The sequence below is a fragment of the Advenella sp. S44 genome (genome assembly GCF_002810445.1).
Lineage (GTDB): Bacteria > Pseudomonadota > Gammaproteobacteria > Burkholderiales > Burkholderiaceae_B > Advenella.
Genome location: NZ_NEXS01000003.1, coordinates 62,307 through 85,093, shown reverse-complemented (window position 1 = coordinate 85,093; position 22,787 = coordinate 62,307). Strand labels below are relative to the sequence as shown.

Here is a 22,787-nt window from a genome sequence, read left to right as displayed (position 1 = left end):
CAACCCCATGAATTTGCTATCGGTGATTCGTCCTACTTGCGATTTTGCCGTGTTTGGAATACCACCGTACCGGTGATATCCGGTCCATGGTTGCGCACCGTCCACAATATAGGACTATGTTAGCAGGCCACGACAATCTTGCTTCTTATTACAGCTTTGTAATGAAATATAATTTCAAAAATCTATACAAATGAAATAAAACGTCTATTTTATAACTTCATGAATTAATATTTCATTTTTAACAAAAATAAGATTATTAATTTCCCCACGGAAGGTGCACAATACACCTTTCTTATTCAGAACAAATGGAGTTATCGCATGTGCGGAATTGTTGGCGCTGTGGCGCAACGTGACATCACACCGGTCCTTGTTGAAGGCCTGAAACGGCTCGAATATCGTGGTTACGATTCATGTGGTGTCGCGGTGCATATGGACGGCCAATTGCGCCGCACGCGCAGCACACAGCGCGTATCGGAACTCGAAACCCAGATCCGGGAAGACCACATCGCCGGTTTTACCGGTATTGCGCATACCCGCTGGGCCACGCATGGTGTGCCTGCCACGCGTAATGCACACCCGCATTTTTCCGGTCCTGCCAACAGCAAACCACGTATCGCGCTGGTTCATAACGGGATTATCGAAAACCATGACGAACTGCGTGACGAACTCAAAAGCCATGGCTACGTTTTCGAGAGCCAGACCGACACTGAAGTAATCGCCCATTTGATCGACCATCTGTATAACGGCGATCTGTTCGAAACAGTCCAGCAAACCGTTCGCCGCCTGACCGGCGCCTACGCCATCGCCGTATTCTGCCATGATGAACCCCATCGCGTCGTGGGCGCACGCCACGGCTCACCGCTGATTGTTGGTCGCGGAGAAAACGAAAATTTCCTGGCTTCCGACGCCCTCGCCCTGGCCGGCACCACCGACAATATCGTCTACCTGGAAGATGGCGACGTGGTTGATTTACAGTTGCAGAAAATCTGGATTGTGGATATCGACGGCAAACCCGTAGAGCGCAAGGTCAATGTCGTGCACGCTCATACCGCCGCTGCCGAACTGGGCCCCTATCGCCACTATATGCAAAAGGAAATCTTCGAACAGCCTCGCGCCGTGGGCGACACCATTGACGGTATCGAATCGATCGAGCCAGAACTGTTCGGCGATGATGCGGCAAAAATCTTCAAAAATATCGACAACATTCTTATCCTGGCTTGCGGCACCAGCTACTACGCCGGCCTGACCGCCAAATACTGGATAGAATCCATTGCCAAAATCGCAGTGAACGTGGAAATTGCCAGCGAGTATCGTTATCGTGACAGCGTACCCAACCCCAATAGCCTGATCATTACCATTTCCCAGTCTGGCGAAACGGCCGATACACTGGCTGCGCTCAAGCACGCACGCACCCTGGGCATGGAAAACACGCTGACCATCTGCAACGTACAGACCAGCGCCATGGTGCGCGAATGCAAACTCAATTTCATTACCCACGCCGGCGTGGAAATTGGCGTAGCTTCAACCAAAGCCTTTACCACCCAGCTGGTTGGCCTGTTCCTGCTGGCCCTGACCATCGCCAAAGTCAAAGGCCGGTTAAACGATGTGCAAGAAAACCAGTACATCAAACAGCTGCGCCACCTGCCTACCGCGATTGGCGCCATCCTGGCACTGGAGCCACAGATCATTGCCTGGGCCGATCGTTTTGCCAACAAGGAAAACGCCCTGTTCCTGGGACGCGGCATGCATTATCCGATAGCCATGGAAGGCGCGCTCAAGCTCAAGGAAATCAGCTACATCCACGCTGAAGCCTATCCTGCAGGCGAACTCAAACACGGCCCGCTGGCACTGGTGACAGAACAAATGCCGGTGGTCACCATCGCACCCAACGACGAGCTGCTGGAAAAACTCAAATCCAATATGCAGGAAGTGAGCGCACGGGGTGGCGAGCTGTATGTGTTTGCCGACAGTGATTCAAAAATCAAGGCCAGCGAAGGCATGCACCTGATTCACATGCCAGAGCACTACGGCAAACTCTCTCCGATTCTGCATACCATCCCGCTGCAACTGCTGTCATATCACACGGCGGTGGCACGCGGAACGGACGTAGATAAACCACGAAACCTGGCCAAGAGCGTGACGGTGGAGTAAGAAGGCAAGCTGTTGTTGGATGTTGATAAGGAGCAATAAAGTCTGTCTAAAGAAAATAAAGTCCGTCGTTTTTATATTCCCTCAACGTCTCCTAATTACAGAAACACCATTGAAATAACATCAATTTTGATGGTGTTTCCTATAAAGGCGTAAATTATGTAAACTGCCTTATGCACCGAAATCTGGGCCTCGCAATGCAGCTTTCTCAGATCGATGAGAAAAAAGAACAAAGGGCGCGAAAGAACGCAAATCACTGCCACCTATCTTGGGAGATAGGTTAGGCCGTGAAAAATCACCTGCATCCACAGCGATAGGTGAGGTGAGCAAGTCGCCCGGTGCTGTAGCTCCTCAAGCCCTCATAAACCTCAAAAAATCAGTCAGTTGCTTTGACTTCGCAATATCGTCGTGTGGCACCAGCAGATAACGCCAAGGCTTACTATCGACCGAATCAGCATAGTCTGACTCATGCTTACGCCAATTGACAGCCGCATCGGCCTTGACCTGTACTTCTTGCGTGTTGATGCCTGTACGAAGTCTCAACCACAAAGTGGGGGATGTACTCCGGTTGCTCGCTACCCAATCTGTAGAAAAGCTGAAATTGCCCCTTAGCAGGCTTGAACCACTTATCAGCATCGCGCTCAAGGATGACAGCAAAGCGGCGCTCCGTATCCGAATCAAATTTCTGGAGGAGGTGCAAGCATTTTGTGAAGCCGCCGAACAACATCGCCTTAATGCGCCCCGCCTCTCCCACTGTTTCTCAAAAATAGTGTGGCGCCTGACCCGCTGTAGCCGTGCAATTGCATGATTTGAGCTCTGTGAAGCCGCCGCTGACCTGGACATCGAATCCACCCGTCACGCTCTCTTCGAAATGCGCCATCATCTACGCATGAATTTCTCGCGCAATTAGGCGTAGATCCCGGCCCACACGGTCCACACTGCTGATGGCTTCATCCTCTGACAAATAGCCGCGCAAATGCTGCACCATCTGTCCTGAAATATCATAGAGCAGATCGGCATGCATGAAGTAGTAAATATCGTCAAAACCCACCAGTGCGTGGACGATATCCATTGGCGTAACACGCATTAATCATAGGTTCCTCAAGAGCTAGACGCGGCGGGGGGCCCGAGCCACAACGGCTTCCACAACCGAGCAATCATCACTCCGATTTACATTCGGCCATTAATCTATTGTTATTTTGTTAACAAAAAGATTCTATCGTGAGCGCTGACAACTATTTCAACCCCGACCTGCAATTGCCCTAGCCCAAAATCTACGATCTATCTAGAGCATTCATCGTTTACCCTAACTTGACGCTATTTTATTTTGATTTTAATATTCTGGGAACGTTCCCAATTTAATGCTATGAAAATACCAAAACGTCAAATTACTATTGTGGATATTGCCCGGGAGACTGGGCTATCAAAATCAACGGTGTCACGCGCGATTAACTCACCAAAACAGGTGGCAAGCGAGACGCTGCGCATCATTGAAGAAGCAATCAAGGCACATAATTACATTCCTGACGGTAATGCCAGATCGTTGGTAACACAACGCTCATTTACCTACGCCGCAGTGGTTCCAACGCTAGATAACGCCATATTTGCCAAGCTTCTAGAAGGTTTCCAGGCTATTATGGCTGAGCATGGGTTGCACGTATTGATAGCCGCCAGCAACTATAATTCAAAAGACGAGATGGCGCAGTTGCGAACGCTGGCGCAACTTAATATCGGAGGAATCGTGCTGGTAGGCGCTTCTCGTGCCTCTGAGGTTTATGAATTTCTTGATAGCCGTAAAATTCCTTATGTTATTACGTCGGTATTTGATGAGAACGTTCCCAGTATTGGTTGGAATAATAAAAAAGAAGCATTCAGGCTGGCCGATTTGCTTCTGGATCTTGGGCATCGACGCATCGGAGTGATAGGCGGCATCACTTGTGACAATGATCGTGCTGTAGCACGCATAACCGGGTACCACGAAGCGATGCGTGCCCGGGGTATCGAACCGGATCAGTCGCTAACGATTGAGTGCGCCTACGATATTCCATCCAGCAGAGCGGCCATGCGTAAATTTCTTGAGCTTCCACAGCGGCCCACCGCAGTCGTGTGCGGGAATGATGTACAGGCATTTGGTGCAATCTTGGAATGCCAGGCGCAGAAAATCAGTATTCCGAAAGATATCTCAATCACCGGATTTGATGATTTGGCTATGGCGGCACATTTTCACCCTCCTCTTACAACCATGAGATCACCAGCCATACAGATGGGACAACGAGCAGCCGAGATGCTGTTGGAAGTCAGTGGCGGGAATCCCATGCCGCAAAGTACGCGACTCGAACTTGAGTTGATTTTGCGACAAAGCACCGGTCCTGCGCCAACCAAACTTACTTCAAACTAAAACAAGAGAATTACATGAATGTAATGTCAGACACGCCAATAAAACGTTCTGCCCAGAGTCTTGAACTGATGGCATATGAACTTCGCTGTAATGTCGTCACACTGGTTGCCGGAACCGGCCAAGGTTACGTGCAACAAGGTCTGGGAGCCGCTGATCTATTCGCTGCGCTTTATGGGCGAGAGTTGAACTACAGGAAAGACGAGCCAAACTGGCCGGATCGGGACCGGTTTCTTCTGTCTACTGCACATAATTCAGCAATCTTTGGCGCTGCGCTCGCCCAGGCCGGTCTGCTGCCCAGCGACGTATTAACGACATATTGCCAAGATGGCTCACCGTATGAGATCAATATGTCCGAACGATTAGGCCCCATCGTCGAGGCAACCTGCGGTTCTTTGGGACAGGGTTTATCAGTCGCTGTAGGCATGGCATTGTCAGGAAAACGCAAGAAAAGTTCTTATCGCTGTTATGTGATGCTGGGTGACGGCGAATTGCAGGAGGGTCAGGTCTGGGAAGCAACCATGGCTGCCGGCCATTATGGCCTGGACAATCTTTGCATGATCATAGACTGGAACCAGATGCAGGTGGAGGGCGATACTGAATTGGTCATGAACATGGAACCTGTAGCTGACAAATTCATTGCATTCAATTGGAATGTTCTCAAGATTGATGGTCATGATATTGATGAAATTGTCGATGCCTTTGATAAGGCAAGGCTGTTTCGTGGTCAACCGACAGTAATAATCGCACGTACGTTAGTGGGTAAAGGCGTCCCAAGTTTGGAAGGGATACTTGGACATAATTTGAAGTTACCTCCAGATATGGCCGACAAGGCATTACGTGAATTACATGAATCAAAACCGGCCGTGAGGGAGAACTAATATGGGTGCTAGTCTGGATGATTTGAAGGTTGATGATTTTATTGCTCGAGGGCAGGCTGAGGAAATGCCTCGCGCATACGGCGATGCCCTGTTCGCCGAAGCCGAACGTCGTCCTGAGCTGATCTGCCTTTGCGCTGACCTTGTGGCCTCAACGGAAACAGATCAGATTCGGGATCGACTCCCAGATCAGTTCGTTCACGTCGGCATTGCTGAAGCTAACATGATGGGTATGGCTGCTGGCATGGCACGCTGTGGCCACATTGCTGTGACCCATACTTTCAGTGTGTTCTCGACACGCAGAACGTTTGATCAAATAGCCATGCAGGTTGCCTATCCTCGCACCAATGTAAAAATGGTCGGCTTTTTGCCCGGCGTCTTAACCCTCTTAGGTGTGTCGCATCAGGCCATCGATGATATTGCCCTGATGCGTGCATTACCAAATGTTGCGATTGCCGAACCATCCGGTCCAGAACAGATTGCAGCGATAGTAAAGGCAAGTTGCGCCCGCCCTGGCCCCGTCTATATGAGGATGCGTCGTGATGCGCTATCCAAACGTCCAGAAATGACTGCCGGTGATTTTGATTTCGGAAGAGGCAGCATATTGCGAGAAGGTTCAGATCTGGTCGTTTTTGCGGTCGGCATCATGGTCGAGACTGCACTGGAGGCGTCAGATCGGCTTTCCGCGGACGGCATTGAAATTTCAGTGGTTAATATGGCATCCATCAAACCGCTGGATACAGCGCTCGTCCTCGAACAGGCGCGTCGCTGCCGTGCCGTGATAACCGCCGAAAATCATTCCATTATCGGAGGCCTGGGAAGTGCTGTGGCCGAGTGTTTGGCTCAAGAGGGTGTGGCTGCTCGCCTGCATAGAATCGGGTTGCAGGATACCTTTGCTGAAGGAGGATCACGGGCATTTTTACTCCAAAAATATGGTATGGATACAAATGCTATCGTCGCCGCAGCAATCGACCTCGTCAAGAAAAAGGATCTATGATGCGTATCGCCTTTTTCGGCCTTGGAAAGATGGGAATTCCTATGGTCCGGCGCCTTATTCAGGGCGACCATCAGGTTGTTGGTTTTGATCTATCACCCGAGGCCCAGACGCGTTTGGTAGATGAACGGTTTACCTTTGGCGAGACGCCGGAGAAGACTGCTATCGATGCAGATATCATCATCACGATGCTTCCGAATGAGAAAGCCGTTGAGCAGGCCTTATTTGGGGCTTCAGGTGCAGTAAAGGGGCTTCGCTCAGGGGCCTTGCTTCTGGAGATGAGCACATCGGATGCAAATTATATACATTGCTGCGCCGAACGCCTCAGCGCATTGGGTATTCGGTCCATGGATGTTCCCGTTTGTCGGGGCATGAGTGAGGCGGCCCGAGGTGAGTTATTGGTGCTTGCCGGCGGCGAATCCGACGATTTGGCAACCGCTATGCCAGTGTTGAGTCAGTTGGGTAAAGAAGAAGATATTTTGCATGTCGGCCCGTTGGGTACGGCAATTCGACTCAAACTCATAAACAACTATATCTCAATGGTGAATATGGTCGTCGCTGCCGAAGGCCTCACTTTTGCGCGTCTTGCAGGCATTGACCGGGAGATTGCGATGCGTGTCTTTGGCTCAACACCAGCTGGAAAGGGTCAAATGTTGACGAACTTTCCAAGAAAAGTTTTGCGTGGTGACGTCACTCCCGAGTTCCCTTTGAAAATGGGCTTGAAAGACATTACGTTGGCGTTAAAGCTGGGAGACCAATTGGGTGCTCCGTTGTTTATCGGAGCGGCGGCGAGACAATCTTTTGGATTGGCGGCCCCCTGGGGAAGATCAGAAGAAGACTGCACTTCTATGCTTCACGTACTTGAAGATATTGCCGGATTGCGGCCAGCATAGAACCATGCTTGCTTGGAATTTGTTCAAGCAAGTGTTCGCTTTTATTTATATTTATACAAACCGGCGTCAGACCGGACAATATCAGGAGACATGCCATGAAATCACTATTATCATCCAAGCGCGAGCATTTCACCACCATATTACGCCAGCCATCCTCGCTTCTAAAAGTCGGCTTGTCATTGATTGCTCTGAGTCCGCTGGTATCCGCCCACGCGCTCGAATATAAGAGTATGACGATACGTGCAGCAACTTCAAGCCCGAATGGAGGGGTGCACACTTATGCTATTGATAAATTCAAAGAGATCGTTGAGAAGGAGTCGAATGGACAGATTAAAGTTCAGACTTTCTATGGTGGCGCCCTTGGCGACGAGCAATCCAATGTCCGGCAATTACGGGATCAGGAAATTCAACTGGCTGTTCTGGCAGTCGGCAATTTAACGCCGTTTGCAGCACAGGCGAATATATTTTCACTCCCTTATATGTTCCCGGATACAGATGCTGCGGCCAGATTATTCGGAGACACTGCTTTCACGGACAAAATCGGCGAAACCATTGCCAAGCAGAGTGGTGCGCGCCCGTTGTCCTGGCTTATTGGTGGCTATCGTCACATTACCAATTCAAAACATCCTATAACGAAAATCGATGATTTGAAAGGATTGAAAATCCGTGTTCCTTCTGTTGACGTGCAATTGGATGCATTTCGTTCCTGGGGAGTAGAGCCTCATCCTCTGGCTTGGGCAGAAACTTTTAATGCTTTGCAACAAGGCGTTGTTGATGGACAGGAGAATCCGTACTCAGTCAACCGCGACAATAAATTCTGGGAAGTTCAAAAGTACGTGACTGAAATTCCGTACATGCTTTGGGTTGGACCTATGCTGGTGAGCGAACAGTGGTTTCGTCGTTTGGACCAACCATCTAAAGAACTTGTGACTAAAGCAGCAAGGGCAGCAGCTGAAGCAGAATGGCAATACGCTGAGAAGCTGGAGGCACAGGCCAAGAAGGAGTGTGTGGATCACGGAATGCAGGTCAGTACTCCAACTGACGGACTTATTTGGCAGGAAAAAGCGCGCGCTATCTGGCCGAAGTTCTACAAGCAGATTGGAGGCAAGAGCATGATGGATGAAGCCCAGGAAATCATGTCGAAGAAATCGTGAGACCTTATAAACGATAAGGAGTCAGATGATGAAAAAAAAACTGTCAATTCGATGGCTGTATGATCATTTTGAAGAAATACTCAGTGTTACCTGCATGGGCGCAATGGTGCTGTGTCTGGTGGTTCAGGTGGGAATGCGTAGTTTCACAGGAGCTGGTGTGCCCTGGAGTGAAGAGTTAAGTAGATATACTTTTCTCTGGGCTACGTTCGCTGCGGTTCCGATGGTTGCCAAGCATGCCGCGCATGTACGTATCTCAGCACAGTTTCTGCTATTTCCGCTCAGATACCGGCTGTATTTCAGAATTTTGTGTGATCTAGTATGGGTGGTATTCAATATATTGATTGCCTGGTGGTCATGGGATGTCATTCGTTCTGGCATCGAATTTCCTGAATTATCACCGACATTAGGTATTGTACGTGCCTACATAGAAATGATTATTCCGCTTAGTTTCATAGCGATGAGCTGGCGGATCATCGAGAATTATTACATAAGATGGCGAGACGGCACTTTGACAGGACTGGTCAGGGAAGACATTGAGCAGCCGCTCCAATAATACATACTAGAGGAAGCTCCCATGGAAGTTTCAACCCTCGTTCTCATTTCACTGGCAGTGCTATTCCTTATGGGCATGCCAATATTCATGAGTTTGGCAATAGCATCGATAGTTGCATTGGTGGCTGGCGATTATTTGCCAATGTCCGTTATTCATAATTCGATTTTTGATGGCTTGAATATGTTTCCACTACTGGCCATACCCTGCTTTATTATTGCAGGGGTAATAATGGAACATGGAAATATTACTTCCCAGATTGTGGACGTCGTCAAGCAGCTTGTCGGCAGGATGTATGGTGGCCTTGGTATAACAACGATTATGGCGTGTACGTTTTTTGCTGCAATCTCTGGTTCCGGACCAGGCACCGTGGCAGCTGTCGGTGCATTACTGGTTCCGACGATGATTAAAAATGGATACAGCAAAGAATATGCCGGTGCTGTTGCGTCGTCTGGCGGCACGATCGGAATCCTCATACCTCCAAGTAATCCTATGATTATTTACGGCATTTTGGCGAATGTTTCCTTAACTGGTATGTTTACTGCTGGATTTATCCCTGGGTTTGTCGTGGCCTTTTCGATGTCCGCGATGGCTTGGCTGCTCGCCCGCAGAAATGGGTTCAATGGCGGCCAGTACGCCCAATCGTTCAATTTGGGTGTATTTCTACAAGCTTGCAAAAAGGGTTTTTTTTCGTTAATGACACCGGTCATTATCCTGGGTTCAATATATTCAGGTGTTGCGACAACTGTAGAGGCTTCAGTACTTGCTATCGTTTATTCGTTATTCGTGGCCGGTGTTGTCAATCGTGTATTAAAGCCAATCCATATTTATAAGGCGCTGTTGGAGGGTGTCAATATGTGCGGTGCCGTGCTGATCATCGTCGGCACGTCCACGTTGTTCGGAAAAATCATGACATATGAACAAATTCCGCAAAAATTGGCCGAAGCAGTTTTGAGTATATCCACACAGCCGGAAATTATTCTTTTAATGCTTATCGTTGTGTTGATTGTACTGGGCATGTTTATGGAAACATTATCCACAATCATTATCCTCGTACCTGTGGTACTCCCTATGCTCCATCTGGTAGGTATAGACCCTATTCACTTTGGTATTATCCTGGTCATCACGAATGAAATGGCGTTGCTCACTCCGCCACTGGGGGTAAATTTATTTGTAGCATCACGTATTTCGAAGGTTTCCGTAGAAAGGCTAAGCTTGAGTGTATTGCCTTATCTGGCAGTACTGTTGTTTATAGTATTGCTTGTTACGTTCGTTCCAGAAATAGCTACAGGTCTGCCGAATGCACTTGGAATGGGAAAATGACGGCTGGAATTGTGTTTTAAAATTGGCGCTGCTGCTAAAAGTCATCCTTAATAGATCAATTTTCTCAATCGTTCACGCAGTGAATGGAAGCCGCGCTATTCACATCCTCGCTTCCTGCATATTTTGGCCAGCTCGGATATGTCCCGGTGGTGATGTTCAATATAGACAACGGGGGCGTAGGGGCCCCTACTTTTATGAAAATTGCAAACCGGTGTACTTTCGGGTGCATTCGGGGCTTCTATTTATGCCAGTATGGATAACTCGATAAAATATATAACGCCTGATTTTGCCGGTGTCAAAAATGGGCATTGGTTATGCGGGGAAAAACTCCTACTCGGGATATATCGCATGTTCATACCTATCGTATTTGCTGTCTCCTGTTAGTTGAAATGGTGCATTTTGTATTAATAGTATAGATTAGTAGCAAATAGACTGAGTGCATGGACTAGAAAGGAGACAAAATGGCAATGACTTTTACTACCCTGGTAAAGCTAGGAAATTTTCAATCGACAGCAAGCACTCACTCGACGCCAGGCCCAGGCACAGATGAAACGCACAATAATAATCAGAATGACAAAAAGCTATCGAATGATCACACCACAAGTCTACGATGCTCTGTTCCAAAGTCTCCGACGCCATCTGCTATGACCTCACCAGAAAGCCTCCTGTACGAATTTGTATATCGAGCACATCTCACTGAGCAGGCGCTTGATACTGCAGGACGGCGGAACCGCCGACTCGCAGAATTCGATTCGTCCGAGATTGCAAGAGTTTTGTCGTTAGATCTGCTTGACGACCATCCCATAGATGATGCCCGCGCTATGGCCAACATATATATTGCTATTGCAGGTTTTGAGAATTCAGTACACGATCTAATTACCAAAGTGCTGTCTGAAGAAATCGGTGCAAACAGGTGGGATGCCTGTGTATCGGAGAAGATTCGCAGGACAAAATCCGTTGGCATGTCCAACGAGAGGACAATCCGATTAACTACACCCTAATGGGAGACCTTGTCAGCATCCTGAGGCAAAACTGGACACTCTTTGAAGCTCACATTCCAACAATCGAGTGGGCCACCGGACTTATGGACGTTATTGAGCGGTCACGGAACGTAATTATGCATAGCGGCACACTGAATCGAACAGACATTGAGCGTGTTGGAATGAACATACGCGACTGGATTAAGCAAGTTGGCGCTTAAATTGCTGGCCGCGCAGGCTCCATAGACAAGGTGACCACAAACGTGCGCCAGCGCGTGAGCATATCGGGTCGAAAATTGCCCAAGCGGACAGTGTCAACGCCATTGTTGTTGAAGGGAGAGTTCGACCATATGGTGATACCTGACGCATCTCATTTCGGAACGCACAAACAAAGCTCTTTTATGTAGCGATATTCCGACCCATTCGACGCAAGGACGGCATAACTGTCGATCTGAACATTGTCTGCCGTCGTACCGGGCGCAATGCAGCCGTGCTACAGCTCCATGACGTGTCCAGGAATGTGAATGAGAACAAGGTACGGTAAGCAGTGGTAGATGCTGGCGGCGAGCGAAATGACACTTTCAAGTGCTAGATAAGCATCCTGACACCAGCAGATACGGCTGAACGCGGGATTTCTTCCAGGATCAGATCAAGCATAACTTCGGCCGCAGGCGACAGGCTGCGCTGATCGGGCTGAACCAGACATACCTGTCGGTGATATGCTGGTTCTTCAAGCAGCCGGCATTCCAGTTTATTCAACGGTACTCTTTGCGCAGAAAGTGACGGCAATGCACATATGCCCAATCCCTGGTTAACCAAAGATTCAATTGTGGCCGTATGACTGACCTGACATAGCGGACTTCGTACATGATTGGGCACGGTCGGCGATTGCATCTGCCTCACTTGCATTGCGAGTCGGCTGTCCTGTGAAAAACCAATAACCGGATACGGATTCAAATCACTCCAACAAACACGTTTTAAGTTTGCCAGAGGATGCCCGGTATTGAATACAACCGCAAATTGATCGTCAAAAAGGGGCGTATAACGCAGATTTGAGAGGCGGTTCAATGGACTAGTGATACCAAAGTCTGCTTCCCGACTCAAAACCCGTTGCTCTGCAGCGGTGGAACCATCTTCCCGAAGATGTACAGTGACATTCGGGCATAATTTCATAAATTTGCCTATCATTTTTGGTATCACAAGTGCCATGATTGAAGGCACCACGGCGATATTGACGTGACCCCGAGTCCGTGCCCCGATCGCGCGCATCTTTCCCAAAGCAGAATCGAAATCCTCCAGTAGCCTGTGCGCGGTGGGAAGAAACTCTTCCCCCGCCGCCGTGAGTAGCAGCGTCCGCGTCGTTCGGTCAAATAACCGCACGCCGATGGACGCTTCCAGTTGCTGCAGTGTGAGTGTAAGCGCCGATTGTGATACGTTCAGTTGAAGCGCCGCTTTGGTGACACTCTGCCAGAGCGCCACTTCCACAAAGCATCGAAGGTGTCTGAGTGTTGCATTCATTGTGGCAATTCCTATCTATAAAACTCATTAATCGATATTATCATTGAATTGGACTGATGACTCGGACACGATTAAAGTACGCAGCATGCATATCAAACCATTCGCATGCATACAACCAATCGATTGCAACAGGCCAGGGGCCTCTTCTTTATCCATACTCCAATATGAAAATTACTGATATTAAAGCTTCACTACATCGAAACGAAATAGACCTTCCCGGAATCGGGAAGTCCATCGAAAGCAGATCATTTGTCTTCGTCGAAGTTGAAACCGACGAAGGGATTTCGGGTCTCGGTATTACGGGCCAGTTCCTGCCCTGGGCAGTCATCTCGGCAATCACCGATCATCTGCTCCCAACGCTCAAGGGGATGGACCCCTATCACACGGAGAAGATTCACTCCACTGTATGGAAAAAGTTGAATAACCGTGCATATACAGGAGTTATATCGAACGCTTTATCGGCGATCGATATTGCCCTTTGGGACATACGAGGTAAAAAGGAAGGGCGCACCGTCTGCGAATTGCTGGGCGGATACCGTGACTGGGCCGATACTGTAAATACCCCATCTTTAATACACCACACACATAGAATTTATAATGTTAATTTATAGTCAATGGGTGTCATGTCATTGAGTGAATCGTGCGGTCTTTCGGTGTTGTAAATCGTTGTCCAGTGTTCCGTGATGTGTTGAACTTGCTTCAACGACGTAAAAAGATATAAATCTAATACCTCTTGGCGGTACGTACGATTGAAGCGCTCAATATAGGCGTTTTGATAGGGGCAACCGGGCTGCGTATAATCAATATAAACGCCATGTTGATGTGCCCACTGAACGAACTCCGCGGAGGTGAACTCGGGGCCATTATCGACACGAACTCTACGTGGGTAGCCGTGCCAAGAGGCCAGCCCATCTAGGTAACGGGTGACACGAGCAGACGGCAAGCCCGTGCCAATATCGATTCCTAGCAACTCGCGATTGCAATCGTCAATCACATTAAATGTACGAAATCGCACGTTATTTTCTAAGCGGTCCGACATAAAATCCATCGACCAACACTGACCCGTACTTTTAGGTACGACGAGTGGTTCGGGTTGGCGAGCAGGCACGCGTTGCTTGCGCTTTGTCTTTATGTTGAGTCGCAATGCATTATAAACACGCTGTACACGCTTATGATTCCAGCGGTAACCTAAAGCGCGTATGCGCTTAAAACACTTGGGGAACCCCCAACGTTGATGTCTTTCAACCAGCGTGTTTAGCACTGTAATTACCTCGCTATCATCACAACGTTTAGGCTGATAGTAAAACGCGGTGCGACTCATCCCCGTAATCATGCAGCTTAAAACAACGCTGATGTCATGCTGTGCCTGTAGCGCTTTTGCCCAGTCTTTACGCGTCGCAACAGGCACTACAGCTTTTTTATGATTTCTTCCTGCAACTGAGACTTCAAACTTAAATCAGCATACATCTGCTTTAAGCGACGATTCTCCTCCTCGAGCTCTTTGAGTCGTTTTACGTCGGAGAGCTCCATGCCGCCATATTTGGCTCGCCATTTATAAAATGTGGAGTTACCTACATGATGCTTGCGGCACAGCTCTTTAATCGGTATCCCAGCTTCCGCTTCTTTCAACATCGCCACAATTTGGCTTTCTGTCATCCGTTTGCTCATCGTAAAAATCCTTTTTTCTTAGTGTAAGAAAAATTCTACGCTTCAGCTGTATTATTTTAGGGGATAGTTACAATACGTATACTACCTTCGGATATCCGTTCTTCGACGAAGATCAGCTAGCCGAATATGGACGTAAATTCGTGGCAGAAGGACACCGAGCTCTCAAAATGGTCGTGGGCGAACCGTCCCGGACATGGCAGGACGATGCGCGACGAGTGAGGGCCGCCCGGGATGCGATCGGACCGAACGTACAGCTGATGATTGACGCCAACTGCTATTTCAACCTCCATGAAGCACGGCTATTGTGCAGTGAGATCGAAGAGTGCAATCTTACGTGGTTTGAAGAACCCATTCAGCAGAACGATGCCCGCGCGCTTGCAGACTTACGTCAGCATACTTCGATTCCTATCGCTGCTGGACAAATGGAAGGACACCGTTGGCGCTATCGGGAGCTGATCGTCAATCAATCCGTAGACGTAATACAGCCAAATGTGCTTTACAACGGAGGCTACACAGAATCCCTGAAAGTGGCACACCTGGCACAAGCTTTCAACTTGCCCATGTCAAACGGAGGCGGCTGGCCCATTTTTAATATGCATCTACTGGCTGGTGTGATGAATGGCGGGCCCGTCGAGTTTCACTACGGGATGTGGCAGACTGGCAAGCGGTTTTTCGTCGGCACGCCAGATCCGATTAATGGCCGTATGGAAATACCCAAAGGCCCCGGACTGGGTTTTACCCCAGATTACGAACAACTGAAAGATGCCCAGGTCAATTCACCAGACGAAGCAATGAATGCTGGTCGTGATGGGCATGGCTATCTGCTTCGTTGACACAAAATCAGTATGGAGAAGACAAAAATGAATACTCTCATTAAAAAACCAAGTATCAGGTCGGCTTTATTATTGGTACTTTCCAGTCCGCTTGCCACAAGTTTCCCCGTTCTCGCTCAGACAGATAGCTACCCTGACCGGCCTATCACACTTGTCGTGCCGATGGCGCCAGGGGGCCCCGCCGACACCGCGGCTCGCACTGTTCAAGTAGAGATGAGCAAAAAGCTGGGCCAAACGATTGTGATCGAGAATCGCGCCGGCGCTGCTGGCTCTATTGCTGTGACCAAAGTACGCCGGGCTGCGCCTGATGGATATACACTTTTGATCGCCAATGCTTCAACTCACGCTATCGCACCGAGCATCTACGAAAAGCTAACGTATGATCCCGTAGGCGATTTCGCGCCGATTGGCCGGATTGTAGTATCCCCAGGCATCCTGATCACATCACATAAGATGGCACCAGACTGCAAGATGCAGACTTTTGTAGACAACCTTAAAAACGCTCCGGGAAAAGTTGCCTTTGGCTCAGCGGGTACGGGCACGCTCTCTCACTTAACGGGCATGCGTTTTCAGGCAGCGACAGGCACGCAAATGCTTCACGTCCCCTATAAAGGACTGGCTCCGGCTATTAACGATCTCTATTCGGGCCAAATCGACGCCGTGTTCGATAGCGTGAGTTCGGCTCTATCGCACGTTAAAGACGGAAAATTTTGCGCATTGGCAGTCCAGTCCGAAGCGCGTCTCAATGATCTGCCCGACGTGCCCACGTACACTGAGGCAGGCCTCCCGGATTTGAATAACCCCACCTGGTACGGTGTCGTATCCCCTGCCAACACACCACCTTCGGTCGTCACAACCTTGAACGCAGCGCTAAATGCTGCACTCAATGACTCAAACGTGAAAAAAACTTTTGAAAGGCTGGGCGTATTTCCTGCTGCGACTACCCCACAGGCGTATGGAGAGCAGATCAAGCAGGACATCTCTGCGTGGCGCGAAACCACGGAACGGATAGGGTTTGAAAAAATAAAACAGTAATCTGGTGTACATAAGGTGTTATTGGTGCTGATCAGTTTGAAAATCTCAGGCCGATTTCGGGATAAAACGCCATCGAAATCGGGCTACTCAGCACTTAAGCGACTGCATTTTCTTTTCATGACCGGAACATAACAACAGTAAATTATGCATATAACTGGGCTTTACCTTGTTTCACAGCGACGGTACAAAAGAACTTCTCTATGTAAAAATCGACAAACTGTATTCTTTTCTTTCAACCCCGCCGAGCTAAGCGAAGTGCTTGTCCAGCATGTCGCCGGCAGCGGCATTGCGTTCTTGTGGGAGCAGCAGTTGCTCAATACGCCCGTGCCCCGCAACGCGGGTTGATTGGAGCAAGCATGACAGCGTGCTAAATGGCGCGCTGTTAAGCACCACGGTAGCCGTGTACTGCTCACGAAGATGAAATGATCAGTCCCGGCTGTACTAAGCGGGCGAAATCACAGTTATTGCCCGGGCCGCTGCGGTCGATAACAAGAAAATCGCAAACGACCTCAAGAGCCAATAAAGGATGATGCCAGACACCAGCTGCGTAGTTCACACCCTGGTTCCCCTGACACAAAAAAACGCGTACAGCTTCGATCTCAGGCTCTGCGTCAGGCCGTGCTACAACAGCGAGATAGGGTTTCCCGGAGAGTGGCATAAAAGTCTGGCTGCCTAATGGATGTCGCTCCAGCATGCTGATTTCGATTGGCGCCTTGTGCGGCTGGCCGCGAAAAATGGAGACAATGACCTTGCCTTCCGGGCCGGGGTCAAGCCGCGCCAAATCATGGTAGCGCTCCGTATTACCGTCATTGATCGTGAAATGCTGTGTCGCGCCATGCACCTCGATAACATCGCCATACGGGGAAAATTCGCTGTGTGTAAGTGGCTCTATCCTCAAAGTCCTGAAATTCATATTTGTCTGCTCAGTTCAATAAGCCGGCTGATCTCGGCAACCACAGTGACATTTCAGGGAAAAAGGTAATAAGTGCTAATACCACGACCATGGCTAATATGGGCGGAAATGATTTTTTCCATACCTGGATTGGCGATCGGTTGGCCACGGTTGATGCCACCAGAAGGCAGATGCCATACGGTGGCGTGACAGTGCCAAGTGCACAATTGAATACGACAACCAAGGCAAAGTGAATCGGATCAATGCCAAAGCTGGCGGCAATCGGCAACAGCACAGGAGCAACAATAAGAATGGCGGCAATGGTCTCCATGAACATGCCAATCAGCAGGAACAAGCCGTTGACGAAAAGTAAAAACATCAGCGGACTCTCCGATACGCTACGCAGCCAGCTTGCCAACATGGTTGGTACGTTAGCATTAGCAACCAGCCACGAAAACACGGTAGCGGTGCCAATGATCAGCATGACGGCTGCCGACAGCGAGGCTGCCCGCAGGACGAGTTGCGGAAGATCGCTGAGTTTCAGTTCACGGTATATAATCAGACCGACAAGCATGCCATAGAAGCCCGCCATGGCAGCCGCTTCGGTCGGCGTGAAGATACCGCCGATAATACCGCCTACGATAAGTACAGGCATGCCGAAGGCCGGTAGCGCGGCATAGGTGGCCCGTAGCAGCTTGACAAATGAAAAGGGCTCCGCTTCCTTGTATTGCGCGCCCCCTTTTCGCGCAAAGAAGTATGACACAATCAGCAAAAGCCCGATACACAGCAACCCCGGCACCACTCCCGATAGAAACAAAGCGCCAATCGACATATTGCCGATGACAGCGATGACAACCATCGTCAAACTTGGCGGAATGACCTGTGCCATCGCTCCCGCGCACGCGATCATTGCCGCAGAAAAATCGACATCATATCGACGGCGTCGCAATTGAGGCTGCATAATGGAGGATACAGCCGCGACATCCGCCGAACCTGATCCGGATACCGCAGCCAGGCCCGCTGATGTGACGCAGGCCACGTGCAACAAGCTTCCTGTCATCCAGCCGATCAGCGCAGACGAAAAATCGACAATGCGGCGCGAGATGCCTCCCGCATCCATGATGACACCGGCAAAAATAAAGAACGGAATCGCCATCAGCGTAAACGAATTCAATCCGGCGAACATGCGCTGACTGATCAGGGTCAGGGGAACGTCGGTCGTCACCAACAACGTGATCATCGCCGCAGCCCCCAATACAAAGACGAGCGGCACGCCAAGAGCCAGAAAACCTAGAAAACAGATCATGATCATGCTCATCATGCCACCTCTACATCGACGATTTCGGGAGCGGCAAACGGATTGTCCCAGCGTCGCACAACCGAGACCACCAGTTCAAGCGCAATGTACGCGGCACCGATAGGCAGACACGCATAGACCAGCCACAGGGGCACCCCCATGGCAGGAGAAGACTGTACCGTACCCAGTCTGACCAACGGAATGCTGCCATAAGCCATCATCCCCAAAAACAATAGAACAACGAGCGCAATCAGGATACTGGCGATACGAGCATAACGAAGCGGGAGCATGGCCGGCAACAAATCGATTGCCATGTGCTGGTTGCGGGCCATGGCGACACCAGCTCCCAGCAGGACGAGCCACACTTGGCAGAATGTCGATAGTTCCGTTGCCCAGGCAGTGGCATAACTCAAAAGATAGCGGCTGCCGATCTGTAAAAGGACAACACCCATCATAACGGTGAACAGGACAACCACAATCGCCGACATCAATTGCTGTAATCTGTTTACCCAGCGCGCAAATTCCTGTAGATGTGATTTCATTCTGCCTGCTCCTTCTTTTAGTCCATAGTTCGGATAGTCTGTAGTAATTGTTTTTGCCCGTCCGTCTTGACATAGCTCTCGTAGATCTTTTGCGAGGCAGAACGGAAAGCCTCAATATCCGGGTGAGTAATATTGACTTTCAGTTGTTTCAATTGCGCCAGGCGCTGTTGGTCGCTATCGCGATACACTTTGCGTTCCATTTTCGACGCCTCTGCGCCTGCTTCAAGTAATGCAGTTTGAATATCTTTGGGTAATGAATCGAACTTCGCCGCACCAATGACAACAGGCGAAACCATTTCTATCCAGCCCGTCATTGCCCAGTTTGGCGCGACTTCGTAAAATTTACGGGAGTGATAATTGGTATTGGCTGCCTCCGCGCCATCGACCACACCCGTTTCCAAAGCCCCATAAAGCTCGGTATACGGCATGGGAGTGGGGTTAGCGCCAAAGCTTTTGAATGCTTCGATATGGATCGGATTATTCAAAGTACGGATCTTCATGCCTTTTATATCGTTGATCGATCCTATTGGCCGTTTTGACATAATGTGACGGGTGCCTGCAAAGAAAATGCCCAGCAATCGATATCCTTTGGCGGTCAGGATCTGGTCGACTTGGTCATGTACCTGTTTGGAACCAACGGCGCGATCCATATGCTCCGCATCTTTAAACAGGTAGGGCAGGCCGAACACGCTCATATCAGGGGCAAAATTGGCCATCACTTCATTGGCAGTAACGGCGATATCGACAATACCCAACTGGGTTCCCTGGACACTTTCCATTTCATCGCCCAGTTGTGCATTCGCAAATACCTGAATTTCGGCCTTGTCTCCTGTCTTCTGCTTCAGGAGTTCCCCCATGCGTTCCATCCCGGAGTGGTACGGTTCATCCTGGTTAGCATTATGACTGGCCTTGAGAACGATATCGGCGGCACGAGCTGGCGCTATAGAAATCATATATAGCGCCAGTAACGCCAACAGCGCGTGAGTCAAACTCGTCTTGAGCACTTTCATCTCCAACTCTCCTTTTATTGAATAAAGCAGGCCGGCCCGACATCTGCCGGCTTTTTGCGCACAGATTATTTCGTCAACGGCGCTGACAAAATGCTTCAGTTTTCGATAAGACCCAATCCGTTCAGGACTGATTTGAGTGGAGCCAGTCGGCAGGCGGGTAATGGCAAGCGTGGTGCTCTCGGCTCTCCAACCGGCATACCGATCAGGTTCAGTGCCGCTTTGGTCGCCGATACATACAGATCCCCACTTAATGCATCCAGCAACGGGAGTACGCGATGGTAGATTTGACGACCGGTCTCGGGATCCTTACGTTCGACCGTCGCGTTGAACAATTCGGTCGATAATCGGGGGGCGATATTAGAGAAGACAGACACGTATCCCTGCGCCCCGACCAAGTAGCTTTCCCAGGGATGATAGCCCGCGAATACGGTGATCCTGTCGCCACATAAGTCAAGGATGCGCGTGGTACGAGTGACATCTCCACTAGATTCCTTGATATAGGAAACATTGTCAATGTGCGATAAACGAGCGACCAGCTGCGCACTCAAGTCCACATTGGAAGTACTAGGGTTGTTATACACCATGATCGGAATACTCATGACCTGAGCGATCCGTTCGTAATGGATAAAAATTTCGTCTTCTGTCGGAGATGAGTAAAAGGGAGGCACAATCATCACGCCGTCCGCTCCTAGCCTTTCGGCTTCCCGACTCATATCGACTGCCTCATCCGTCCACTCCGCTGCCGTGCCGACCAGCACCGGCACGCGGCCTGCAGCCTGCTGAATAACAACCGATGCCACCTGAGTACGCTCTGCACGCGTCATGGACAGAAACTCCCCCGTGCTGCCAAGTGGAATCAGACCTTGCACGCCTTCGGCGATCTGCCAGTCGACAAAGCGGCGCAAGCCGCCCTCGTCCACCTTTCCAGCCTCGTCAAAGGGTGTGACCATCACCGTGTAATTGCCTCGAAAATCCGCCATCGGTTCATTCCTCCTACTCTGATATGATTATTTTGATCAAATATCTTAGTTATTAATTGACATTTGATCATCATATTATTATGCTTGTCAATAAATTTTCAGACAAAACAAAAGCAGCAGGAGGCAATATGCCATTCATAGAAGTATTTGATTTCGAAGCCACGTCCGCACAAAGAGAAGTTGCAACAGAACTCTTAACCGAAAGTTTATGCATGGCGTACGACATTTCTCGATCCATCGTATCAATCTATTTTTTTGATGTAAGCGCACGTGGGTACGGCCACGCGGGACGATTTCACGATAAAGCGTCCGTCAATCGCATTTTCATCAAAATCCATGCGTTCATGCGAACCGAAACAGACCGAATGGTAGCCGCAGCACGCATTACCGAAGCGACGATGCTCGCGTATGACACCACTTCGCCCAAGCAGATTGTTGTGTATTTTCTGGATCGCGATCCCAGCGAAGTTTCACATGGCGGGATACTCGAATCCAAAAATCACATAAATACCTAAATATTTGATCAAATTATTCTCAATTCAGGGAGATGCACTTTGGACACTTTTTATACCGAGGAGCAGCGACAGCTCCGTGATTCCGTACGTCGTTACGTCGAACATGCCGTCATGCCTGCCGCCGCAGACATTGACCGGAATGACTGCTTCCCGCGCCAGCTTTATCAAGGGCTCGCTGATATGGGACTGTTTGGCGCCGGCCTGGCGGAGTCCGGGGGTGGTAGCGATTTAGGTACCATGGCCACTTGTATTGCCATGGAAGAAATTGCGCGTGGCTCCGGCGCACTTGGCAATGCGTATGCGCTACCTGTCGAAGCAGCCCTATTTCTACAAGAACATGGCAATGACTTTCAGAAATCATTTATTCCCGGTGTTCTTGATGGCTCGATTCTGCCTGCTTCTGCCGCCACGGAGCCGGACCACGGCTCGGATGTTGCTGCAATGCGTACAACAGCCGAGCGCGACGGCGATGAGTATGTCATCAATGGAGTCAAGGCCTGGGTGACGTTTGGGCAAATAGCCGACTTTATCATGGTGTTCGCAAAAACAGATAAAAACGCCGGTCATAAAGGCATCAGTTGCATATTGGTGGAAACCGACAGGCCAGGCGTCATACGCGGAAAATCTGAAGAGCTATTAGGCATGCATGGCCTCGAAGACTGCCAGGTTATTTTTGACAGCGTGCGGGTACCGATAGACCATTGCATCGGACCAGAACATCAGGCGTTCAAAATGGCGATGAGAAACTTCAATTTTTCACGGCTTATGATGTCGTCCATGGCGCTGGGAATGGCGCAGGCCGCTATGGAAGACGCAATTTCGTACGCCCAGACACGCAGACAGTTTAATTCGCCGATTATCAAATTCCAGGCGGTGCAGTTCATGCTGGCCGATATGTCCACAGATATTTCCGCCGCCCGATTGCTGATCCATCACGCTGCCCGTCTTCACGACGCCGGGTTACCCATAGCAAAAGAAGCAGCACATGCCAAATTGTTCACAACGGACATGGCGATAAAACATGCGTCGAACTCCCTGCAAATCCATGGGGGCAACGGCTATTCGAAGGAATATCGCATCGAACGGATTTTCCGCGATCTTCGGCTGGCGCAGATCTATGAAGGCACGAATCAGATCCAGCGCTTGATTATCGCGCGTCAACTTGAGAAAGAATTCGCATAG

General features: G+C 49.6%; 22 protein-coding genes and 1 pseudogene. 15 read left to right on the top strand and 8 right to left on the bottom strand.

Annotated features, from left to right (window positions below; all coding sequences use genetic code 11):
- Positions 1-318 precede the first annotated feature (318 nt).
- Positions 319-2,151 (top strand): glutamine--fructose-6-phosphate transaminase (isomerizing), encoded by a 1,833-nt coding sequence (gene glmS, locus CAP48_RS04355; RefSeq protein WP_100694811.1) that lies wholly within the window; start codon positions 319-321, stop codon positions 2,149-2,151.
- A gap of 348 nt (positions 2,152-2,499) precedes the next feature.
- On the opposite strand, the pseudogene CAP48_RS04350 reads toward glmS, so the two are convergent.
- Positions 2,500-3,214: pseudogene (locus CAP48_RS04350) on the bottom strand (type III restriction endonuclease subunit R); the annotation flags it as partial.
- A 300-nt stretch (positions 3,215-3,514) separates the two neighbouring features.
- Between CAP48_RS04350 and CAP48_RS04345 the strand changes: the two are divergent.
- The 9 genes from CAP48_RS04345 to CAP48_RS20610 all read left to right on the top strand — a co-directional run bounded on the left by CAP48_RS04345 (position 3,515) and on the right by CAP48_RS20610 (position 11,536).
- Positions 3,515-4,546: a LacI family DNA-binding transcriptional regulator gene (locus CAP48_RS04345; protein ID WP_100694810.1), complete on the top strand. Its 1,032-nt coding sequence runs from the start codon at positions 3,515-3,517 to the stop codon at positions 4,544-4,546.
- A gap of 14 nt (positions 4,547-4,560) precedes the next feature.
- The gene (locus CAP48_RS04340; RefSeq protein WP_100694809.1) at positions 4,561-5,424 is read left to right on the top strand and encodes a transketolase; all 864 of its coding nucleotides are present in this window, start codon (positions 4,561-4,563) and stop codon (positions 5,422-5,424) included.
- Between the two features lies 1 nt (position 5,425).
- Positions 5,426-6,418 (top strand): transketolase family protein, encoded by a 993-nt coding sequence (locus tag CAP48_RS04335; RefSeq protein ID WP_100694808.1) that lies wholly within the window; start codon positions 5,426-5,428, stop codon positions 6,416-6,418.
- A complete protein-coding gene (locus CAP48_RS04330) occupies positions 6,415-7,308 on the top strand; it encodes an NAD(P)-dependent oxidoreductase (RefSeq protein ID WP_100694807.1) in 894 nt (297 codons plus the stop codon). The genes CAP48_RS04335 and CAP48_RS04330 overlap by 4 nt, the downstream gene beginning before the upstream one ends.
- Before the next feature lie 95 nt (positions 7,309-7,403).
- Positions 7,404-8,462, top strand: a complete 1,059-nt coding sequence (locus tag CAP48_RS04325; RefSeq protein WP_100694806.1) for a TRAP transporter substrate-binding protein — start codon at positions 7,404-7,406, stop codon at positions 8,460-8,462.
- Between the two features lie 25 nt (positions 8,463-8,487).
- Complete coding sequence (locus CAP48_RS04320) at positions 8,488-9,015, top strand: TRAP transporter small permease (RefSeq protein WP_100694805.1); 528 nt, start codon at positions 8,488-8,490, stop codon at positions 9,013-9,015.
- A gap of 21 nt (positions 9,016-9,036) precedes the next feature.
- Positions 9,037-10,335: a TRAP transporter large permease gene (locus CAP48_RS04315; protein ID WP_100694804.1), complete on the top strand. Its 1,299-nt coding sequence runs from the start codon at positions 9,037-9,039 to the stop codon at positions 10,333-10,335.
- Between the two features lie 461 nt (positions 10,336-10,796).
- Entirely contained in the window at positions 10,797-11,336 is a 540-nt protein-coding gene (locus CAP48_RS20330) for a hypothetical protein (protein ID WP_197707268.1), read from the top strand.
- On the top strand, positions 11,336-11,536 hold the full coding sequence (locus CAP48_RS20610; RefSeq protein ID WP_369806323.1) for a hypothetical protein: 201 nt from the start codon (positions 11,336-11,338) through the stop codon (positions 11,534-11,536). The genes CAP48_RS20330 and CAP48_RS20610 overlap by 1 nt, the downstream gene beginning before the upstream one ends.
- A gap of 367 nt (positions 11,537-11,903) precedes the next feature.
- On the opposite strand, the gene CAP48_RS04300 is transcribed toward CAP48_RS20610, so the two are convergent.
- Positions 11,904-12,833 carry a LysR family transcriptional regulator gene (locus CAP48_RS04300; RefSeq protein ID WP_100694803.1) on the bottom strand — a complete coding sequence of 310 codons (930 nt, stop codon included), beginning with the start codon at positions 12,831-12,833 and terminating at the stop codon, positions 11,904-11,906.
- Positions 12,834-12,997: 164 nt separating this feature from the next.
- On the opposite strand from CAP48_RS04300, the gene CAP48_RS04295 reads away from it, so the two are divergent.
- A complete protein-coding gene (locus CAP48_RS04295; protein WP_100694802.1) occupies positions 12,998-13,444 on the top strand; it encodes a hypothetical protein in 447 nt (148 codons plus the stop codon).
- Here the strand turns inward: CAP48_RS04295 and CAP48_RS04290 are convergent.
- Positions 13,426-14,501 (bottom strand): IS3 family transposase gene (locus CAP48_RS04290; protein WP_369806312.1). Its coding sequence is split into 2 segments (ribosomal slippage): positions 13,426-14,246 and positions 14,246-14,501, totalling 1,077 coding nucleotides; the frame shifts between segments, so codons are not numbered across the junction. The two genes, CAP48_RS04295 and CAP48_RS04290, sit on opposite strands and share 19 nt — an antisense overlap.
- 32 nt (positions 14,502-14,533) lie before the next feature.
- On the opposite strand from CAP48_RS04290, the gene CAP48_RS04285 reads away from it, so the two are divergent.
- Positions 14,534-15,334, top strand: coding sequence for a mandelate racemase/muconate lactonizing enzyme family protein (locus CAP48_RS04285; protein WP_100694801.1), 801 nt, complete (start codon positions 14,534-14,536; stop codon positions 15,332-15,334).
- A gap of 12 nt (positions 15,335-15,346) precedes the next feature.
- Positions 15,347-16,369, top strand: coding sequence for a tripartite tricarboxylate transporter substrate binding protein (locus tag CAP48_RS04280; protein ID WP_242444328.1), 1,023 nt, complete (start codon positions 15,347-15,349; stop codon positions 16,367-16,369).
- A 409-nt stretch (positions 16,370-16,778) separates the two neighbouring features.
- Here CAP48_RS04280 and CAP48_RS04270 read toward each other — a convergent pair whose 3' ends face one another.
- From CAP48_RS04270 to dapA, 5 genes are all read right to left on the bottom strand, one after another.
- Entirely contained in the window at positions 16,779-17,282 is a 504-nt protein-coding gene (locus CAP48_RS04270) for an ureidoglycolate lyase (protein ID WP_100694799.1), read from the bottom strand.
- 10 nt (positions 17,283-17,292) lie between these two features.
- Positions 17,293-18,567 carry a TRAP transporter large permease gene (locus CAP48_RS04265; RefSeq protein ID WP_197707240.1) on the bottom strand — a complete coding sequence of 425 codons (1,275 nt, stop codon included), beginning with the start codon at positions 18,565-18,567 and terminating at the stop codon, positions 17,293-17,295.
- 11 nt (positions 18,568-18,578) lie between these two features.
- Complete coding sequence (locus CAP48_RS04260) at positions 18,579-19,100, bottom strand: TRAP transporter small permease (RefSeq protein ID WP_100694797.1); 522 nt, start codon at positions 19,098-19,100, stop codon at positions 18,579-18,581.
- A 17-nt stretch (positions 19,101-19,117) separates the two neighbouring features.
- Positions 19,118-20,110: a TRAP transporter substrate-binding protein gene (locus CAP48_RS04255; RefSeq protein WP_197707239.1), complete on the bottom strand. Its 993-nt coding sequence runs from the start codon at positions 20,108-20,110 to the stop codon at positions 19,118-19,120.
- A gap of 95 nt (positions 20,111-20,205) precedes the next feature.
- On the bottom strand, positions 20,206-21,090 hold the full coding sequence (dapA, locus tag CAP48_RS04250) for a 4-hydroxy-tetrahydrodipicolinate synthase (protein WP_100694796.1): 885 nt from the start codon (positions 21,088-21,090) through the stop codon (positions 20,206-20,208).
- A gap of 56 nt (positions 21,091-21,146) precedes the next feature.
- Between dapA and CAP48_RS04245 the strand changes: the two genes are divergently transcribed.
- Together CAP48_RS04245 and CAP48_RS04240 are read left to right on the top strand one after the other, a co-directional pair.
- Positions 21,147-21,605: a hypothetical protein gene (locus tag CAP48_RS04245; RefSeq protein ID WP_161495198.1), complete on the top strand. Its 459-nt coding sequence runs from the start codon at positions 21,147-21,149 to the stop codon at positions 21,603-21,605.
- Positions 21,606-21,644: 39 nt separating this feature from the next.
- Positions 21,645-22,787 (top strand): acyl-CoA dehydrogenase family protein, encoded by a 1,143-nt coding sequence (locus CAP48_RS04240; protein ID WP_100694794.1) that lies wholly within the window; start codon positions 21,645-21,647, stop codon positions 22,785-22,787.

Coding starts and splice junctions, on each gene's coding strand:
- glmS (WP_100694811.1), top strand. CDS start 319: ATGTGCGGAATTGTTGGCGCTGTGGCGCAACGTGACATCACACCGGTC.
- CAP48_RS04345 (WP_100694810.1), top strand. CDS start 3,515: ATGAAAATACCAAAACGTCAAATTACTATTGTGGATATTGCCCGGGAG.
- CAP48_RS04340 (WP_100694809.1), top strand. CDS start 4,561: ATGAATGTAATGTCAGACACGCCAATAAAACGTTCTGCCCAGAGTCTT.
- CAP48_RS04335 (WP_100694808.1), top strand. CDS start 5,426: ATGGGTGCTAGTCTGGATGATTTGAAGGTTGATGATTTTATTGCTCGA.
- CAP48_RS04330 (WP_100694807.1), top strand. CDS start 6,415: ATGATGCGTATCGCCTTTTTCGGCCTTGGAAAGATGGGAATTCCTATG.
- CAP48_RS04325 (WP_100694806.1), top strand. CDS start 7,404: ATGAAATCACTATTATCATCCAAGCGCGAGCATTTCACCACCATATTA.
- CAP48_RS04320 (WP_100694805.1), top strand. CDS start 8,488: ATGATGAAAAAAAAACTGTCAATTCGATGGCTGTATGATCATTTTGAA.
- CAP48_RS04315 (WP_100694804.1), top strand. CDS start 9,037: ATGGAAGTTTCAACCCTCGTTCTCATTTCACTGGCAGTGCTATTCCTT.
- CAP48_RS20330 (WP_197707268.1), top strand. CDS start 10,797: ATGGCAATGACTTTTACTACCCTGGTAAAGCTAGGAAATTTTCAATCG.
- CAP48_RS20610 (WP_369806323.1), top strand. CDS start 11,336: ATGGGAGACCTTGTCAGCATCCTGAGGCAAAACTGGACACTCTTTGAA.
- CAP48_RS04300 (WP_100694803.1), bottom strand. CDS start 12,833: ATGAATGCAACACTCAGACACCTTCGATGCTTTGTGGAAGTGGCGCTC.
- CAP48_RS04295 (WP_100694802.1), top strand. CDS start 12,998: ATGAAAATTACTGATATTAAAGCTTCACTACATCGAAACGAAATAGAC.
- CAP48_RS04280 (WP_242444328.1), top strand. CDS start 15,347: ATGGAGAAGACAAAAATGAATACTCTCATTAAAAAACCAAGTATCAGG.
- CAP48_RS04270 (WP_100694799.1), bottom strand. CDS start 17,282: ATGAATTTCAGGACTTTGAGGATAGAGCCACTTACACACAGCGAATTT.
- CAP48_RS04265 (WP_197707240.1), bottom strand. CDS start 18,567: ATGATCTGTTTTCTAGGTTTTCTGGCTCTTGGCGTGCCGCTCGTCTTT.
- CAP48_RS04260 (WP_100694797.1), bottom strand. CDS start 19,100: ATGAAATCACATCTACAGGAATTTGCGCGCTGGGTAAACAGATTACAG.
- CAP48_RS04255 (WP_197707239.1), bottom strand. CDS start 20,110: ATGAAAGTGCTCAAGACGAGTTTGACTCACGCGCTGTTGGCGTTACTG.
- dapA (WP_100694796.1), bottom strand. CDS start 21,090: ATGGCGGATTTTCGAGGCAATTACACGGTGATGGTCACACCCTTTGAC.